Below are 17,119 nucleotides of genomic sequence, written 5' to 3' on the forward strand. Positions count from 1 at the left end.
CACTCCAGGCGAGGGAACGCAAGGCTGGCCCCTCAGGCTCGGGGGCGAACGGAAGTGAACGATGGCGACGCAAGCGAAGTCCGAACCCCTCCCCGTCCTGCTGGCCGACGTCCAGGCGGCGCATATGCGGATTTCGGACAAGATCGTCCGCACGCCTTGCTTCATCAGCCGCACGCTGTCGCAACTCACCGGCGCGACCGTCTATCTCAAGTTCGAAAATCTCCAGTTCACCGCAGCCTATAAGGAGCGCGGCGCGCTCAACACGCTGCTCCAGCTCCCGCCCGAGACCGCCGGCGTCATCGCCGCGTCGGCGGGCAACCACGCCCAGGGTCTCGCCTATCACGCCAACCGGCTGGGCATCCCCGCGACGATCGTGATGCCGACCAACACCCCGATCGTGAAGGTCACGCAGACCGAAGGCCACGGCGCGACGGTCGTCCTGTTCGGCGACACGTTCGACGCCGCCTACGCCCACGCGCGCGAACTCGAGGCGGAATGCGGCCTGACGTTCGTCCATCCGTTCGACGACACGCGCGTCATCGCAGGCCAGGGAACGGTCGCGCTCGAAATGCTCGAGGACGTGCCGCAGATCGACACGTTCCTGACGCCGATCGGCGGGGGCGGCCTGATCTCCGGCATGGCGGTCGTCGCCGAGGCGGCCAGCCGCAAGCCCGGTGGGCACCGCATTGAAGTCGTCGGGGTCGAGGCCGAGCTGTTCCCATCGATGTACAACCGCATCAACGGCACGACGATGCCGTGCGCCGGCGATACGCTTGCAGAAGGCATCGCGGTCAAGGAACCCGGCGCGATCACGTCACACATGGTCGAGGCGCTGGTCGACGACATCGTGCTGGTCAACGAACGCAGTCTCGAACAGGCCGTCAGCCTGCTGCTGCAGATCGAGAAGACCGTGGTCGAGGGCGCCGGCGCGGCGGGCCTCGCGGCATTGCTCCAGCATCCCGAACGCTTCGCCGGTCGTACCGTCGGAGTCGTCCTGTGCGGCGGCAACATCGATACCCGGCTGCTCGCCAACGTGCTGTTGCGCGACCTGGCCCGGTCCGGACGGCTCGCGCGGCTCCGGATTCGGTTGCAAGATCAGCCCGGCGCGCTGTTCAACGTCGCACGGATCTTCGATGCCCAGCGGGTCAACATTCTCGAACTGTCGCATCAGCGGATCTTCACGAAGCTTCCGGCCAAGGGTCTGTTCCTCGACGTGGAGTGCGAGACGCGTGACCGCGCGCATCTCGACCGGCTGACCGATGCGCTGCAAGTCGCGGGCTATACCGTGTCCACGGTAGAACTCGCCTGAGCCTTGGGTCGTTAACCGGATTGAGGGGAATAGGCGGCTAACACCGGATGATGTCGGTCGCTCGGGATGGGACGGAAAACTTGGCAAACGTCCTTTCCAACCTGACGGGGACAAAGCATAACGCGATGCCAGGCCGGAAATGCAGACCGCACCTTCCTGCCGCAGAGGACTTCCGCCGGTGACTGCGCCTTTTCGTTTCCCGCGATTTTTCGTGACCAGCCCGGCGCCTTGCCCGTATCTGCCGGATCGGCTGGAGCGCAAGGTGTTCACCGAGTTGCGTGGAGAACAGGCGAGCGACCTCAACGATGCGCTCGGCCGGATCGGTTTCCGGCGCAGCCAGTCCGTTGCCTATCGCCCGAGCTGCGCGGGGTGCACCGCCTGCGTGTCGGTGCGCGTCGTCTCGGCTGATTTCGAAGCGAATGCCACGCAGCGCAAGCAACTGCGCCGCAACCGCGATCTCGAAGTTACCGCGTGCCGGCCATGGGCGACCGACGAGCAGTTCCAGCTGCTCAGCCGCTACCTCGGGTCGCGCCATCCCGGCGGCGGCATGGCCGAAATGGACGAGAGCGACTATGCCGACATGGTCGAACATTCGCCGGTCAACAGCTTCATCGTCGAATATCGCGAGCCCGCCCGCCATGGGGAGCGCGGTCGGCTGGTCGGCGCTTGCCTGACCGACCAGCAGGCGGATGGCCTTTCGATGATCTATTCGTTCTTCGACACCGAACATGCCACGCGCGGCGGCCTCGGGAATTTCATCATCCTCGACCATATCCTCCGCTCGCGCGCGGTCGGGCTTCCCTACGTTTATCTGGGCTATTGGGTGAAGGGCTCGCCGCGGATGCAATACAAGGTCCGCTATCGCCCGATCGAGGCGCTCGGGCCAACCGGCTGGAACCTGCTCGTCGACGAAGACGCCAAGTTCGCGCCGCCTGCCGAAAAATATGCGGCGATGGCAGGGCAACTGCTCGAAACCCGATAGGTCGTCAGGCGCGGGGCTATTGTCCGTCGCGCTCGACGTGCAGATCGACGTCGAGCGTCTCAAAACCCTCCCCCAGCCGTGATCCGGCGACGGGCGCAGCCCCCGCCGAATCCAGCGCGACCGCGACACGGACATAGGCCGTGTCCGCACTGAGGCCAGTGGACGGATCGAACGCGACCCATCCCAGCCGCTCGACATACGCTTCCGCCCAGCCATGCGGCGCTGGCCGGCCATCCGCCTCCGCTTGGCATACCGGGCTGTAGCCCGAGACATAGCGCGCCGCGACGCCCGTCGCCCGCGCAGACGCGATGAAGACTTGCGCCATGTCGCGCGAACTGACCGATCCTTCCGCAAACGCCTCGATCGCGGTTCGACCGGCGATCGGTCGGCCATGGTCCAGCGCGAACCGCCGGTTGATCGCGATGTTGAGCGCGTGGAGCCAAGCGACCGGATCGCTCTCACCAATCGCCATGGCAAATTCGGCAATATCGGCATCGGCCCGCGTCAGCGGCGTATCGCGAAGGAACAGCGCTGGCGGAAGCGGCTCCTGCCCACCGTGGACGATCCCGTTCGACGGATGCGTCAGCACTTCGCCCGAAACCGCAATCTCGATGTCGGAAATCGGACCGGCGACATACAGCATCGTGACGCGATTACCGAAGCCGTCGCGTCCGTGGCGCATCCGCGCATCGCAATCGACGTGCAGGTTCCACCCCGTCACCGACTGGTCATGCGTGTCCTCGGGAATGAGGCGAAGCATCTGGGTCAATCGCGCTTGCGGCGCGGAGAAATGATAGGTCGTGCGATGATCGACGGATAGGCGCATCAACTGAACTTGAACTGGCGACCGACTGCTTCGTGAAGCTGGTCGTTTTCGCCGATGAAGCCCTGGAGATACTGGTGCAGGCCCCCGGCGATGACCTGGCCTGACCGGGTCCGTGCAATCCGCGCATGCCGCGCGCGCGCCATGCGGTCCGCTTCGCCGTGGAGCCCGGTGCGCTTGGCGAGCAAGTTCAGGATGTCGACCGCCTCCTCGACCGACGCCGCCAGGCTGCGCGGCAGTTCCGACCGCGCGATCAGCAGGTCGATCACATTGGCGGGGCGCAACCCCTCCGAATACAACCAGCGATAGGCCGTGACGGCGGATACCGTCTGCAGGATCGTCGTCCACTGGTCGCGATCGACCACACCGCCGACCCGCTCGCCTTCAGGGAGCAGAATATGGTATTTCACGTCGAGCAATCGCGCGGTGTTGTCCGCCCGCTCGATCGCCTGGCCGAGCCTGATGAACCAGGTCGTCTGGTTGCGCAGCATCCGGTGGATCGCGCCTTCAAAACCGCGCGTCTCGGCCTTCACCGACTCCACCAGGTTCAGCGTCGCGGTCGCATTGCCTGCGCTCGCGCGGCGATCGAACACCAGCCACGCGCCATTGATCGCCGTCCACGCTTCTCGCGTCAGCGCGGTCCGAACGGCCTTCGCGTTGTTCCGCGCCATGTCGAGCGCGCGCACGATCGACCCCGGGTGGCTCGCGTCGAGGGTCAGGAACCGCGCGACGTTGGTCTTGGTGATCGACTGGCCGGTCTTGGCGAACGCCGCGTCGGTTTCGGTCACCGCCAGCGCGGAGGCCCAGGCAGCCTCCCCCGCCGGACGCGGCGACAAAACGTCGAGGCGGACGGTCGCCTCGACCAGTCGGGCGATGAAATCGGCACGCTCGACATAACGCCCGAGCCAGTAGAGCGAGGATGCGGTCCGGCTGAGCATCAGAGCGGCTGCCCCATCGTCTGGACCTGCGCCTGGCCGAACGCATCCGAAACCTGCGCCTGTTCGCCCGCCCCATTGTCCATCAGCACGAAACTGTCCTTCGTCCCGCCGCCCTGCGACGAATTCACGACGAGCGATCCTTCCTTGAGCGCGACGCGCGTCAGGCCGCCGGGGACGACTTGCACACCCTTGGATCCTGTCAGCACAAACGGCCTGAAATCGACGTGCCGTGGCGCTAAACCGGCGTCAGCCAGTGTCGGAACCGTCGACAAAGCGAGGGTAGGTTGCGCTATATAGCGGTGCGGTTCGGCAATCAGCGCGGCGCGGAACGTCTCGATTTCCGCCTTGGTCGCGGTCGGGCCGACCAGCATCCCGTATCCGCCCGAGCCATCGACCAGCTTGACCACCACGTCCTTCAGATTGTCGAGCACGTACTTCAACGCCTGCGGTTCCCGGCAGCGCCACGTCTCGACGTTGGGCAGCTTCGGCTCGCTACCCGAATAGAACTTAACGATTTCAGGCATGTACGAGTAGATTGCCTTGTCGTCCGCGATCCCGTTCCCCGGCGCGTTGAGCAACGCGACGTTCCCCGCCGCATAGGCCGCGATCAGGCCGGGCACGCCCAGCATCGAATCCGGCCGGAACACCAATGGGTCGAGATAATCGTCGTCGATCCGCCGATAAATGACATCGACCTTCACCAGCCCGGCGATCGTCCGCATCCAGACGATGTCGTCGTCGACCACCAGATCAGCCGCCTCGACGAGCTCTACGCCCATGGAATCGGCCAGGAAACTATGCTCGTAATAGGCCGAGTTGTAATGCCCCGGGGTCAGCACGACGCACACCGGCGAGGCGACCCCGATCGGCGCGACCGACTTCATCGTTTCCAGCAACTTATCGGGATAGGAATCAACCGCAGCCACACGGAAGGACCGGAAAAGCTCGGGGCACAACCGCAACATCGCCTCGCGGTTTTCGAGCATGTAGCTGACGCCCGAAGGGGTCCGCGCATTGTCTTCGAGCACGTAGAAATCATCGGGCCCGGTCCGCACCAGATCGATCCCGCAGATATGCGCCCAGATGTCGTGCGGTGGCCGAATCCCTGCGATTTCAGGCCGAAACTGCGGGTTGCCGAAGATCAGGTCGGCGGGCAGCACACCTTCTGCAAGGATCCGCCGCTCGCCGTAAATGTCGTGGAGAAAAGCGTTGATCGCTTCGACCCGCTGGACAAGACCCTCGGACAACCGGTTCCATTCGTTAGCCAAAAAGATCCGCGGGACGATGTCGAATGGAATGATCCGCTCGCTCGCATCGCTCTCGCCATACACGGCGAACGTGATCCCGAGCTGGCGGAATGTCGCCTCGGCCGACTGCTGTCGACGGCGCAATTCATTGGAAGGTGTGCTCTCGATCCACTCGCCGAGTGCGGCAAGCTCCGATCGCGGGATCATGCTCCCGCTTTTGCCCATGATTTCGTCGAACGCCCGCCTTATCCCCATGTGACGATAAAGCCTCCAACTGCGTGCCGGTTCCATGCTGCGATGGATTGTTGCGTCGCACAAGGGGATATTACGTCTGAAAGAGCGTTCAACCGCGCTGGGCGCGCAATCAGTGCTTTCGTTGCGCCCCGCGGGCAACGGCATAGTCCGCCTTGGCCGAAGCGACGATTCGCGGAAGTACCGTTGGGTCGACGAACGCGTCCGCCTGCCCCGCGTCCCGGCGTTGGGCCCGCTCAACGACTTCGGCGATCTCCGGATGCATCGGCAGTACGATGTCAGCCTTGACTGCGGACAACCGCGCAAAGCTTCGGCGATAATCCGAATCGATCGTCGGATAGGCCCGGTTGCCGTACAAATGGTTCCCCGCCACCGTGATGCTGCAGGGAAACACCACGCGAAGCGTCCGTCGTCCGTCGACGATCGGCAAGAGCCAAGTCGTACAGCCGGCGGTATGTCCCGGTGTCAGCATCGCCGTCACGCTGACATCCCCGGTGCGGACCTGTTCCCCATCGCGGATCACGCGGTCGACCGGAACGGGCGGAAAGCGGGTGTACCCGTTGTCATTGTCCGCCTCATGCCGCCCGCGGCGCAGCGCGCTCGCATCGCCCGCCGAGGCGGCGAGCTTCGCGCCGCTCCACCGCCGGAGTTCAGCGAAGCCGGCCGCATGGTCGAAGTGCGCGTGCGAGTTGAGGATCCACGTCACTTGCCGCGGCCGCACCCCGATCGTCGCAAGGTTGCGTTCGACCTGCCACGCGTCTCCCGCCATCGGCCCGCTGAGAAGGATCGTCCCCTCGCGCGCAACGATCGCATAGACCGCGAGCCCGCGTGTGCCGACGTACCACACCGGCCCCGCGACATGGAACGGCTTGATCGGTTGCGACCAGGATGGAGGCGACTCGATCGCGCCGCCGGTCAGCAGCAACACCGGCGCGACGAGTGCGGACAGAAGACGGCGTTTCATAGCCCGGCGAGCATCGCAGACGTCAACACCTGCGGCAATACGCGCGGTTCGGCAGCATTTGGCGCGTAATAGAGATACAACGGCACCCCGGCGCGATTATGCGTTTCGATAAAGCGCCCCATCACCGGATCGCCATTGGTCCAGTCGCCGATCAGCACCGCAACCTTGTGATCGGCAAATGCCTTGCGTGTCGTATCGGTCTCGATCGCTGCTTTCTCGTTGACCTTGCACGTCAGGCACCAGTCCGCGGTGAAGTAAACGAACACCGGTCGCCCCGCCTGCCGCAGCGCCGCCAGCCGCGCCTCCGTGAAGGGTTCCGCCCCCCCCGGAACCGTCGCCGACGCCACCGTATCGGGACGTCGCCCGCCGATCAGCCAGACGCTAGCGGCAACCGTCGCCAACAGCAGCACGCCGATCCCCGCGCCGATCGCCCGCCCCTTCTTCTGCCGCGCACCGCCGACCCACAGCAGCACCGCGAACAGCAGCGCGACGACCAGGCCGATCGCCATTCCGTCGACGCCCGCCTCATGCCCTAGCACCCACGCCAGCGCGATCGCAGTCAACCACATCGGGATCGCGAGAATTCGGCGGAACGTCTCCATCCATAGGCCCGGCTTGGGCAAGCGCCGCCGTAGCGCCGGCACGAAGCCAAGCGCAAGAAACGGCAATGCAAGTCCGATCCCCAACCCAGCAAACACCGCCAGCGCCGCGCCCCATGGCAGCACCAGTGCCGCCCCCAGCGCAGCGCCCATGAACGGCCCGGTGCACGGCGTCGCGATGAACGCCGCCAGCGCCCCGGTTGCGAAAGCACCGCCCGCACCGCCGCTACGGTTGACGAAGGCAGGCGTCGGAATCTCGAACAATCCGCTGAGGTTGAGCGACAAGGCCACCGTCAACAGCAACAGTACGACGATCGCCCGGGGATCCTGCAACTGGAAGGCCCAGCCAACCGCCGTCCCCCCGGCGCGCAGCGCGAGGATCACGCCGCCCAGCCCGACGCACACCGAAACAACGCCAGCAGCGTAAGCCAGTGCTTCCTGCCGCGCGTGCCGCTCGTCGAGGTGCCCGCGCGCGAGACTCAACGCCTTCAAACTGAGGATCGGGAAGACACAGGGCATGATGTTGAGAATCAACCCGCCTAGCATCGCGCCGGCAAAGGCGATCAGCGTCGCGCTCAGGACGCTTGCCCCACCGAGGCCCGCCGCCGTGGCGGGCGTCCCTGCGGAGGCGGCAACCGTCCCCGCGCCAGCCGTTACGACCAACCCCTGTTGGGCGCCGATCTGCAATACCCCCTGAACCGGTCCCGTACTCGCCGCCGGGCTCGCCGCCGCCTTGGTCTCGATCACGATGCGGTCGCCATCCTGCGTGATCGTCTGTGGGGCGGCGTAATCCATCACCCCCGTCGTGATCGGGTAGAAATACGTCTGCCCCAATGCCGCTCCGGCCGGATAGGGGATCGCGATCCGAACGCGCCCGTTGCTCAACTGGAACGTCGCTTTTGCATCGAGCGGCTTGGGCACCGCCCGGCGCCACGCATCGAACCGCGCGCGCGTATCCGGCGCGATCGTGCCGTCGCCGACGACCAGATCGATCGCAAGTTCCGCCGATTCGGGAACGCAGACTTCCGCCGAGCAGACGAGGTAGTTGGTCTTCAACCGAACCGGCAACGCCGTGCCGATCGCCAATCCGCCTGGTATCTTGAGCGTCACGAGCGGCGCATAGGGCTTTTCGAAGACGTAATTCATCAAGTCCGCGACGATCAGCCGCCCCGGCACCGGATAGGCGGGCTCGCTCGCAACCACGCCCTTCGGCAGCGTCCAGTCGAGCTTCGCGGGAAAGCCCGCATCGCCCGGATTCTGCCAATATCCATGCCACCCGGGCGCGGGCACGCTTTCCAGCGCGAGCGTGACGGTCTGCCCAGGGGCCGGCGTGCGACTTTCTGCGACCAGCGTGATCTTCAGATGCGCACCGGATCCAATCGGATCGAGCGTCGCCGCACTGGCTTGCGCGCTACTGCTAAAAACAAGCAGCGCAAGCAGCGTAACAACGACGTCATGAAACCAGCGCATCGCACATCCTTGTCGAGCTCGAACCCTCGGGCCATAGCGGCGAAATCGGCCCGCCGTCCAACTCGGAGAATTCGTTTGAACCGCTACGCGTCCATCCTGGCGATCGCTTTCAGCCTGGCCAGTGTTCCGATCGCCGCGAAGACCGCGCCAGCCCCCGCCCCGCAGGCGGCCGCAGCCGCGACTCCCGCTCCGAACACGCCGCCCAAGCTGATCGTCGCGATCTCGGTCGATCAATTCTCCGCCGACCTGTTCGGCGAATATCGCGGCAGCTTCACTGGCGGTCTTGCACGGCTGCAGAAGGGCGCCGTGTTCCCCAGCGGCTATCAAAGCCATGCCGCGACCGAGACGTGCCCCGGCCATTCGACCATCCTGACCGGCTTCCGTCCCGAACATACCGGCATCATCGCGAACACCTGGACCGACCTCGGCGTCGCACGCGAGGACAAGCAGGTCTATTGCGCGGAAGACGAAACCGTTCCCGGCACCGACCACACCGGCACCTACACCGTCTCGGACAAGCATTTGCTCGTACCCACGCTTGGCGAACGGATGAAGGCCGCCAACCCTAAAGTGCGAGTCGTGTCGGTCGCGGGCAAGGACCGCGCGGCGGTTATGATGGGCGGCCACAATGTCGACGAGCTCTGGTGGTGGAACGGCAAGGCGATGGTCAGCTACGCCGGGCGCGCAACCCCGCCCGTCGTCGCGCGCGCCAACGCTGCGATCGCCGCCCGCATCGCCGCGCCGCAAGCCGCGCTCGAGGTACCGCAACAGTGCAAGGCGCACGACGTCGCCATCCCGATCGGCGGCGGCAAGACGGTGGGCGCAGGCCATTTCGCGCGGGAAGCCGGCAACGCCAGCGCCTTCCGTGCCTCGCCCGCGTTCGACGGCGCGATCGTCGCGCTGGCGGCTGGCTTGGTGCAAGACATGAAGCTCGGCCAAGGCGACACCACCGACATTATCGACGTAGGCGCTTCCGCCACCGATTATGTCGGCCACACCTTTGGCACCGAAGGCGCGGAGATGTGCATCCAGCTCCAGCAACTCGACGCCACGCTTGGTTCGTTTTTTGACGTCCTCGATTCCACCGGCGTCGATTATGAAGTCGTGTTGACCGCGGATCATGGCGGCAACGACATCCCCGAACGCGAAATCAATGCCGGCTTGCCGGAAGCGCAGCGTGCGCGGGTCGCCCTCGCGCCCGCGGTGGCTGGCAAGGCGATTGCGGCGAAGCTCGGGATCGGAAAGCCCGTGCTGTTCGGCGACATTCCCAACGGCGACGTCTACATCGCGCGCGACCTCACCCCTGCCCAGCGCAAGGCCGTACAGGACGCGGCAATCGCTTATTACAAGGCTGATCCGCAAGTTGCCGAGGTCTTCACTGCGGCACAAATTGCGGCCACCCCGACACCGAAAGGACCGCCGGAGCGCTGGACCCTGTTGCAGCGTGCACGCGCATCTTACCGAGCCGGTCGCTCGGGCGAATTGCTGGTCCTGCTCAAGCCGCGCGTCACGCCGATCCCCGATCCGACCAAGGGCTATGTTGCGACCCACGGCAGCCCGTATGACTATGATCGCCGCGTACCGATCCTGTTCTGGCGCAAGGGAATGACCGGGTTCGAACATCCCGCCGGGATCGAGACGGTGGATATTGCACCGACGCTTGCTAATCAGATCGGGTTGAAGATCGCGGCACCCCGGATGGACGGAAAGTGCCTCGATCTCAGCAAGGCCGGAGCGCCGTGCGCTTGACAGGGTGGCCCGTGCCCGGCCCCGTTGGCTGCGCCGTACGGGCTATTCCGTAATCGCGTCGTGACGGGGCAAGGGTATCATTGCGCAACCGTCACGATGGAGCCGCGCCATGCCATCCTTGCACCCGATCCATGTCGCCCTGCACGGAACCGGCGGGGACGTCGATATATCGGGAACGTGGCGGAACGAACTCGGCTCGTTCATGCTGATCGAACAGGTCGGACCGTTGCTGTCGGGGATGTACACGAGCACGGTGAGCGGGGACGCTTCGAGCACGTCCGGTCCGCTGCAAGGCTCGGTCGACGGGCAACAGGTGGCGTTCCTCGTCCACTGGACCGAATTTCAGGCGATCACCGCTTGGGTCGGGCGGCTGGACGAAGGCTCTGATGAACTCGTGATGCTATGGCAGATGACGAGCCAGACCGATCCCGGGCAGGCATGGGCCTCGATCAACGCGGGGGCGGATACTTTCTCGCGGATCCCGTGACCAGGATCGTTCAGCGCCGCTCGAACGCCCGCACGCCCGGGCCAAGCCTGTTGTTGCCGATCCCGAGGGGAGCGTGGCTATAGTCGGCGACGAACGCAGGACTGCGGCTTTCACCCGGCGCAAGCGATGCTTCGTTTGTTTCGACGCGCAAACCCTTTGACGGATAGGTCCGGGCTTCCGCGCCTACGACCACGAAACCCGTCCAATTCTCCTTGTTGCGTCCCTGGACGAAGATATTGCGCGCAATCACCCCGGTCGCCCCTTCGGGCAGGTCGATCATGTAATTCGTCTTCGTCCCGCGCGTGTCGTCGAAGCTGTCGTCCGTGATCGTCACATTGGGCACGCGGAGCTTGACGTAGTGCCCACCCGTCCCGCGTTCGAAGCGGCTGTGGGTGATCGTTACGCTGCCCTGATTGGCGAGATAGATCGCATGCGCGCAATCGGTCGACTGGTCGCACTGGCCAAGACCGGCGAAGCTGGAATGGTCGATCACGATCTTCTGTCCGGAAGGATGGCCACCCAGAATGCCTTCCTGGCTATCGAGGAACGTCGCGTTGCGGACGGTCAGGTCACCGATCTCGGTCCGGATCCCCGCGCCGTTGCCGTCTGCGACGCGCATGCCGCGAAAGACGATCCCGTCGACCGTCGAGCCCTGCCCGCGCAACACGAACGCCGCCTTGCCCTCGCACGTCGTGCCCTCGAAAATCACGCTGCCCGGGGTGGCCGCCTTGAACGTGATGACCCCGCCCGCTTGCACGGTACATTGATGATAGGTCCCGGGCGCGATGAGGATCGTCGCCGTCCCCATCCGGACCGATTGCACCGCGGCATCGATCGTCTCGAAACTCTGCCCGGTCTCTACGATCGTGAACGCCGCGCGGGGCGGGGCCGCGTCTGCGGGCGCGGCCAGCGCCAGAGCGAAAAGCGGCAACAATCGACGCATTGGAAGAACTCCTCATCTCCCTCCTGCCCGCCACGCGCAACGACAGGAAGGGCGAAAGGAGGTTAACGGCAGACTGTCCAGCGCTGGCACGGTTTGCGTCATGTTGCCCAAACCGTGGCGTCATCGTACAGCGCGCCGCAAAGGCCGGGGGAAATCGGCCTGTCGGGGGGAAATCGATGCACGCAATGTCGCCGACCGAGGTGTTTCTCCTCGCGATGCTGCTGATCTTCAGCGTGCCGTATCTGGTCTGGCGGTTCGCGCGGACGGACTATTGGGCCCCACTCGTCGTCGTCCAGATCATCGGCGGAATCCTGTTGGGTCCGGGCGTGCTCGGCGCCTTCTTCCCGGGCTATTACGCACTCGTTTTCACCCCGGCGACGATCGGGTCGCTCAACGGCGTCGCTTGGTGGGCCGTGATGCTGTTCGTGTGGATCGCCGGAATCGAACTCGACCTGGGTGAGGCATGGCGGCGGCGCGGCGAAACCAGCGTGACGGCCGGATTTGCGCTTGCCACTCCGCTGCTTGCCGGGAGCGCGGCCGCGCTGCTGATGCTGCGCTATCCCGGCTGGGCCGGGCCGTCGGGAGCGACATGGCAGGTCGTGCTCGGCATTGGCATGGCATGCGCCGTTACCGCCTTGCCGATCCTAGTGCTGTTTCTCGAAAAGCTCGATATCCTCCGCGCGCCGCTTGGCCAACGGACGCTACGCTATGCCAGCCTCGATGACATCGCGATCTGGGGCGTGCTTGCGCTGATCCTGCTCGATTGGGAGCGGGTCGGGCGGCAGGCGGCGTTCCTCGTCGGCTTTGCGGCAGCGACCTGGGCGGTCCGTCGACTGATGGCGGCGATCGCCGAGACCGACCGCTGGTACGTCAGCCTGATCTGGCTCGCGCTGTGCGGGTTCGCGGCGGACTGGGCGGGGCTGCACTTCATGGTCGGCGCGTTCCTCGCGGGCGCGGTGCTCGACGGAAACCTGTTCGATCGCGCGCGGATGGACCAGTTCCGCCACTTCGTGCTGCTCGCGATCATGCCGGTGTTCTTCCTATCGACCGGGTTGCGCACGCAGTTCCAGGTCGGCGGCGGCGCGGTGTTTGCGGCGGCGGCGTTGCTGCTCGTGGCGTCGGTCGGCGGCAAGCTGCTCGGGGTTCAGATCGCCGGGCGGCTGCTCAAATGGGGCAAGGGCGAAGCGAGCACGATCGGCTGGCTGCTTCAGACCAAGGCGCTGATCATGATCATCTTCGTCAACATCCTGCTCGACAAGAAGATCATCACCAACGACGCGTTTACCGCGCTCTTGTTGATGGCGATCGGCTCGACGATGCTGACGATCCCGATGGTGACACCGCGGTTGCGGGCGCTGGGGCGCGCCGCGCTCTAATCCAGGTTCGGCCGCAACCAACGCGTCGCCGTCGCCAGGTCCACCCCGCGCCGCGTCGCATATTCGTGCAACTGATCCGGCCCGACGCGCGCCACGCCGAAATACTCCGCCTGCGGGTGCCCGAAGTAGAAGCCCGACACCGCCGCGGTCGGCAGCATCGCGAAACTGTCGGTCAGCGTGATGCCCGTTGCGTTGGTCGCATCGAGCAGCTCGAACAGCATCGGCTTCTCGCTGTGATCAGGACATGCGGGATAGCCTGGTGCCGGGCGGATGCCGCGATATTGTTCGCGGATCAGCGCCTCGTTGGTGAGCTGCTCGCCGTCGGCATAGCCCCAGAGCGTCGTGCGGACATGCTGGTGGAGCCGCTCGGCGAACGCTTCCGCCAGACGATCGGCGAGCGCTTTCAGCAGGATGTCGGAATAGTCGTCGTTATCCGCCTTGAAGCGCTTGAGATGCGCGTCGATCCCGTGCCCGGTGGTGACCGCGAACCCACCGATCCAGTCGCCTGCGGGGTCGATGAAGTCGGTCAGGCACATGTTCGCGCGCCCCTCGCGCTTGGCGATCTGCTGGCGGAGGAACGGCATGCGCACTTCCTCTAGCCCCTCCCCCTCGGGGGAGGGGTTGGGGTGGGGCAGTCCAGCAATCTGGCCGTCGGAAGCAGGCACGGCCCCACCCCCAACCCCTCCCCTAAAGGGGAGGGGCTTAAGGGAAATCACCACATCATCCCCCTCACGCCGGCAAGGCCACAACCCAGCGACACCCTTCGCCGTCAGCCACTTCTCCGCAATGATCTGGTCGAGCATCTTCTGCGCATCCTCGAACAGGTTGCGCGCGCTTTCCCCAACGATCTCGTCGTCCAGAATCGCCGGATAATTCCCCGCCAGCTCCCACGCGCGGAAGAACGGCGTCCAGTCGATCAGCTCGCGCAGATCCGCCAGATCCCAGTCGTCGAACACATGCACGCCCGGCTGCACCGGCGCCCCCGGCTTCAACGCCATGTCGGCCACGAACCCGTTCGCTCGCGCAATCTCGATCGGAACGAGCTCGCTCTGTCCCTTGTTGGCGCGCGCCACCCGCACCGCCTCATATTCGTCCGACGTCTTCTGCACGAACTCGTCGCGGATCGTGTCGCTAACCAGAGTCGAAGCAACGCCAACCGCTCGGCTCGCATCGAGCACATGCACGACCGGCCCCTTATACGCCGGCGCGATCCGCAGCGCGGTGTGAACCTTGGACGTCGTTGCGCCCCCGATCAGCAGCGGCATCGTCATACCAGCGCGCTGCATTTCCTCGGCAACCGTCACCATCTCGTCGAGCGACGGCGTGATCAGCCCCGACAGGCCGATCATGTCCGCGTCATTCTCGTTCGCCGCCTTCAGGATATCCGACCAGGGGACCATCACCCCCATGTCGACCACGTCGAACCCGTTGCACTGGAGCACCACGCCGACGATGTTCTTGCCGATGTCATGCACGTCGCCCTTGACGGTCGCCATGATGATCTTGCCCTTGCCGCGCGCGCCGGGTTCCTTCGCCGCTTCGATGAAGGGGAGCAGATGCGCGACCGCTTTCTTCATCACGCGCGCCGATTTCACCACCTGCGGCAGGAACATTTTGCCCGACCCGAACAGGTCGCCGACCACGTTCATCCCGTCCATCAGCGGCCCCTCGATCACTTCGATCGGGCGCCCCCCCTTGTCGAAGATCGCCTGGCGCGCTTCCTCGGTATCCTCGACGACATGCATGTCGATGCCCTTGACGAGCGCATATTCGAGCCGCTTGTTGACCGGCAGCCCGCGCCATTCCGCCGCCGCCTTCTCGGCCACCGCATCGGTGCCCTTGAAGCTCTCGGCCAGCGCGATCAGCCGCTCGGTTGCGCCCTCGTCCTTGTTGAGGATGACGTCCTCGCACGCCTGCCGCAGCTTGGGGTCGATCGCATCATAAATGTCGAGCTGCCCGGCGTTGACGATCGCCATGTCGAGCCCCGCGGGGATCGCGTAATAAAGGAACACCGAATGCATCGCGCGGCGCACCGGCTCGTTGCCGCGGAAGCTGAACGACAGGTTCGACAGTCCGCCCGAGATATGCGCGTGCGGGCAGCGCGCCTTGATGTCGCGGCAGGCCTCGATGAAGTCGACCGCGTAATTGTTATGCTCCTCGATCCCCGTCGCGACCGCGAAGATGTTGGGATCGAAGATGATGTCCTCAGGGGGAAAGCCGATCCCCATCAGCAGATCATAGGCGCGGCCGCAGATCTCGAGCTTGCGCGCGCGCGTGTCCGCCTGCCCGACCGTGTCGAACGCCATCACGACGACTGCTGCGCCGTATTGCATGACCTTCCTGGCCTGCGCGAGGAACTGCTCCTCGCCTTCCTTCATGCTGATCGAATTGACGATCGGCTTGCCGCTGACGCACTTGAGCCCCGCCTCGATCACCGACCATTTCGAGCTGTCGACCATGAACGGGATGCGCGCGATGTCGGGCTCGGCGGCGATCAGCTTGAGGAAGGTGACCATCGCATATTCGGCGTCGAGCAGGCCCTCGTCCATGTTGACGTCGAGCACTTGCGCGCCGCTCTCGACCTGCTGCCGCGCGACCTCGACCGCAGCGGGGTAATCCCCCGCCATGATGAGCTTCTTGAAGCGCGCCGAACCGGTGACGTTGGTGCGCTCACCGATGTTGACGAAATTGGTCGAGGAATTGGTGGTCGTCATTACTTTTCCTTCTCCCTCTCCCCGCTTGCGGGGAGAGGGTCGGGGAGAGGGGCAGTATTAAGCGGTGTCGCCCGATACTGCCCCTCTCCCCCGCTTCGCTTCGCTCGCTTGCCCTCTCCCCGCAAGCGGGGAGAGGGAGATGTCACGCCGCCATCGTCATCGGCTCGAGCCCGGCAAGCCGCGTCACCACCGGCGGCACCGGCAGCGCGCGCGGCGTCAGCCCGCGCACCCCATCCGCAATCGCCTTGATGTGCGCAGGCGTCGATCCGCAGCAGCCGCCGAGCACGTTGACCTGACCCGCACTCGCCCACTCGCCGACCAGCCCGGCAGTCGTCGCGGGCATTTCGTCATATTCGCCGAGCTCATTGGGCAGCCCGGCATTGGGATAGACCATGATCAGCGTATCGCAGATATCGGAAAGCGTGCGCACATGCGGCCGCAACTGCTCCGCGCCGAACGAGCAGTTGAGCCCGATCGTCACCGGCTTGGCATGCCGCACCGCATGCCAGAACGCCTCGACCGTATGCCCAGACAGGTTGCGCCCGGACAGATCGGTCAGCGTCATCGACAGCATGATCGGCACGTCACGCCCAAGCGCCTCGCCCGCCTCGAGCGCCGCCATGATCGCCGCCTTGGCGTTGAGCGTATCGAACACCGTCTCGACCAGGATGAAGTCCGCCCCCCCCTCGATCAGCGCGTCGGTCTGCTCGCGGTAGACGCCCTTGAGATAATCGAAGTCGATCTCGCGGAAGCCCGGATCGTTGACGTCGGGGCTGAGCGACAGCGTCTTGTTGGTCGGCCCGATCGCCCCTGCGACGAAGCGCGGGCGGCCGTCCTTCGCCTGATATTCGTCCGCCAGCGCCCGCGCGAGCTTCGCGCTCTCGACGTTGATCTCGCGCACCAGATGTTCGGCGGCATAATCGGCCTGGCTGATGCGGTTGGCGGAGAAAGTGTTGGTCTCGGCGATGTCCGCGCCTGCCTCAAAATAGGCGCGGTGGATCGCTTCGGGGACTTCGCGCTTGGTCAGCGCGAGAATGTCGTTGTTGCCCTTCTGGTCCTTCGCGAGGCCGAGGTCGCCGGCATAGTCCGCCTCGGACAGCTTCCAGTTCTGGATCTCGGTCCCGAACGCTCCGTCGGTGATGAGGATGCGCTTGGCCGCCTCGGCAAGGAATGTTTCACGGATCGTCATAAGCTGGTTCCACTTTAAAGCCCCTCCCCTTCAGGGGAGGGGTTGGGGGTGGGGAAGTGCCTCGCAGAGAGCGAAAC

Annotated in this window: 13 protein-coding genes; 5 read left to right on the forward strand and 8 right to left on the reverse strand. The window is 65.2% G+C overall.

Translation table 11 applies throughout. From position 1 onward, the window contains the following. Window positions 1-61 precede the first annotated feature (61 nt). Both QBJ92_RS04765 and QBJ92_RS04770 read left to right on the forward strand, forming a co-directional pair. Entirely contained in the window at window positions 62-1,309 is a 1,248-nt protein-coding gene (locus QBJ92_RS04765) for a threonine ammonia-lyase (protein WP_277968546.1), read from the forward strand. Between the two features lie 178 nt (window positions 1,310-1,487). Continuing rightward, a complete protein-coding gene (locus QBJ92_RS04770) occupies window positions 1,488-2,291 on the forward strand; it encodes an arginyltransferase (protein WP_277968547.1) in 804 nt (267 codons plus the stop codon). A 16-nt stretch (window positions 2,292-2,307) separates the two neighbouring features. Here QBJ92_RS04770 and QBJ92_RS04775 read toward each other — a convergent pair whose 3' ends face one another. The 5 genes from QBJ92_RS04775 to QBJ92_RS04795 form a co-directional block, all read right to left on the reverse strand. Continuing rightward, window positions 2,308-3,117, reverse strand: a complete 810-nt coding sequence (locus QBJ92_RS04775) for a transglutaminase family protein (protein WP_277968548.1) — start codon at window positions 3,115-3,117, stop codon at window positions 2,308-2,310. Continuing rightward, on the reverse strand, window positions 3,117-4,052 hold the full coding sequence (locus QBJ92_RS04780; RefSeq protein WP_277968549.1) for an alpha-E domain-containing protein: 936 nt from the start codon (window positions 4,050-4,052) through the stop codon (window positions 3,117-3,119). The genes QBJ92_RS04775 and QBJ92_RS04780 overlap by 1 nt, the downstream gene beginning before the upstream one ends. Further along, window positions 4,052-5,554, reverse strand: a complete 1,503-nt coding sequence (locus QBJ92_RS04785) for a circularly permuted type 2 ATP-grasp protein (RefSeq protein ID WP_277968550.1) — start codon at window positions 5,552-5,554, stop codon at window positions 4,052-4,054. Before QBJ92_RS04785 ends, QBJ92_RS04780 begins: the two co-directional genes overlap by 1 nt. Before the next feature lie 109 nt (window positions 5,555-5,663). Next, window positions 5,664-6,515 (reverse strand): subclass B3 metallo-beta-lactamase, encoded by an 852-nt coding sequence (gene bla / locus QBJ92_RS04790; RefSeq protein ID WP_277968551.1) that lies wholly within the window; start codon window positions 6,513-6,515, stop codon window positions 5,664-5,666. Then, complete coding sequence (locus QBJ92_RS04795) at window positions 6,512-8,584, reverse strand: protein-disulfide reductase DsbD family protein (RefSeq protein WP_277968552.1); 2,073 nt, start codon at window positions 8,582-8,584, stop codon at window positions 6,512-6,514. The genes bla and QBJ92_RS04795 overlap by 4 nt, the downstream gene beginning before the upstream one ends. Before the next feature lie 96 nt (window positions 8,585-8,680). Between QBJ92_RS04795 and QBJ92_RS04800 the strand changes: the two genes are divergently transcribed. After that, a complete protein-coding gene (locus QBJ92_RS04800) occupies window positions 8,681-10,333 on the forward strand; it encodes an alkaline phosphatase family protein (protein WP_277968616.1) in 1,653 nt (550 codons plus the stop codon). 109 nt (window positions 10,334-10,442) lie between these two features. After that, entirely contained in the window at window positions 10,443-10,820 is a 378-nt protein-coding gene (locus QBJ92_RS04805; RefSeq protein ID WP_277968553.1) for an avidin/streptavidin family protein, read from the forward strand. Window positions 10,821-10,830: 10 nt separating this feature from the next. On the opposite strand, the gene QBJ92_RS04810 is transcribed toward QBJ92_RS04805, so the two are convergent. Next, window positions 10,831-11,763: a right-handed parallel beta-helix repeat-containing protein gene (locus QBJ92_RS04810; RefSeq protein WP_277968554.1), complete on the reverse strand. Its 933-nt coding sequence runs from the start codon at window positions 11,761-11,763 to the stop codon at window positions 10,831-10,833. A 176-nt stretch (window positions 11,764-11,939) separates the two neighbouring features. Between QBJ92_RS04810 and QBJ92_RS04815 the strand changes: the two genes are divergently transcribed. After that, on the forward strand, window positions 11,940-13,139 hold the full coding sequence (locus tag QBJ92_RS04815) for a cation:proton antiporter (protein ID WP_277968555.1): 1,200 nt from the start codon (window positions 11,940-11,942) through the stop codon (window positions 13,137-13,139). Here the strand turns inward: QBJ92_RS04815 and metH are convergent. Then, complete coding sequence (gene metH / locus QBJ92_RS04820; protein WP_277968556.1) at window positions 13,136-15,853, reverse strand: methionine synthase; 2,718 nt, start codon at window positions 15,851-15,853, stop codon at window positions 13,136-13,138. The genes QBJ92_RS04815 and metH overlap by 4 nt on opposite strands. Window positions 15,854-15,995: 142 nt before the next feature. Next, a complete protein-coding gene (locus tag QBJ92_RS04825; RefSeq protein ID WP_277968557.1) occupies window positions 15,996-17,042 on the reverse strand; it encodes a homocysteine S-methyltransferase family protein in 1,047 nt (348 codons plus the stop codon). Window positions 17,043-17,119 lie beyond the last annotated feature (77 nt).

It is taken from the genome of Sphingomonas echinoides, from assembly GCF_029623395.1.
Taxonomy (GTDB): Bacteria; Pseudomonadota; Alphaproteobacteria; order Sphingomonadales; family Sphingomonadaceae; genus Sphingomonas; species Sphingomonas echinoides_A.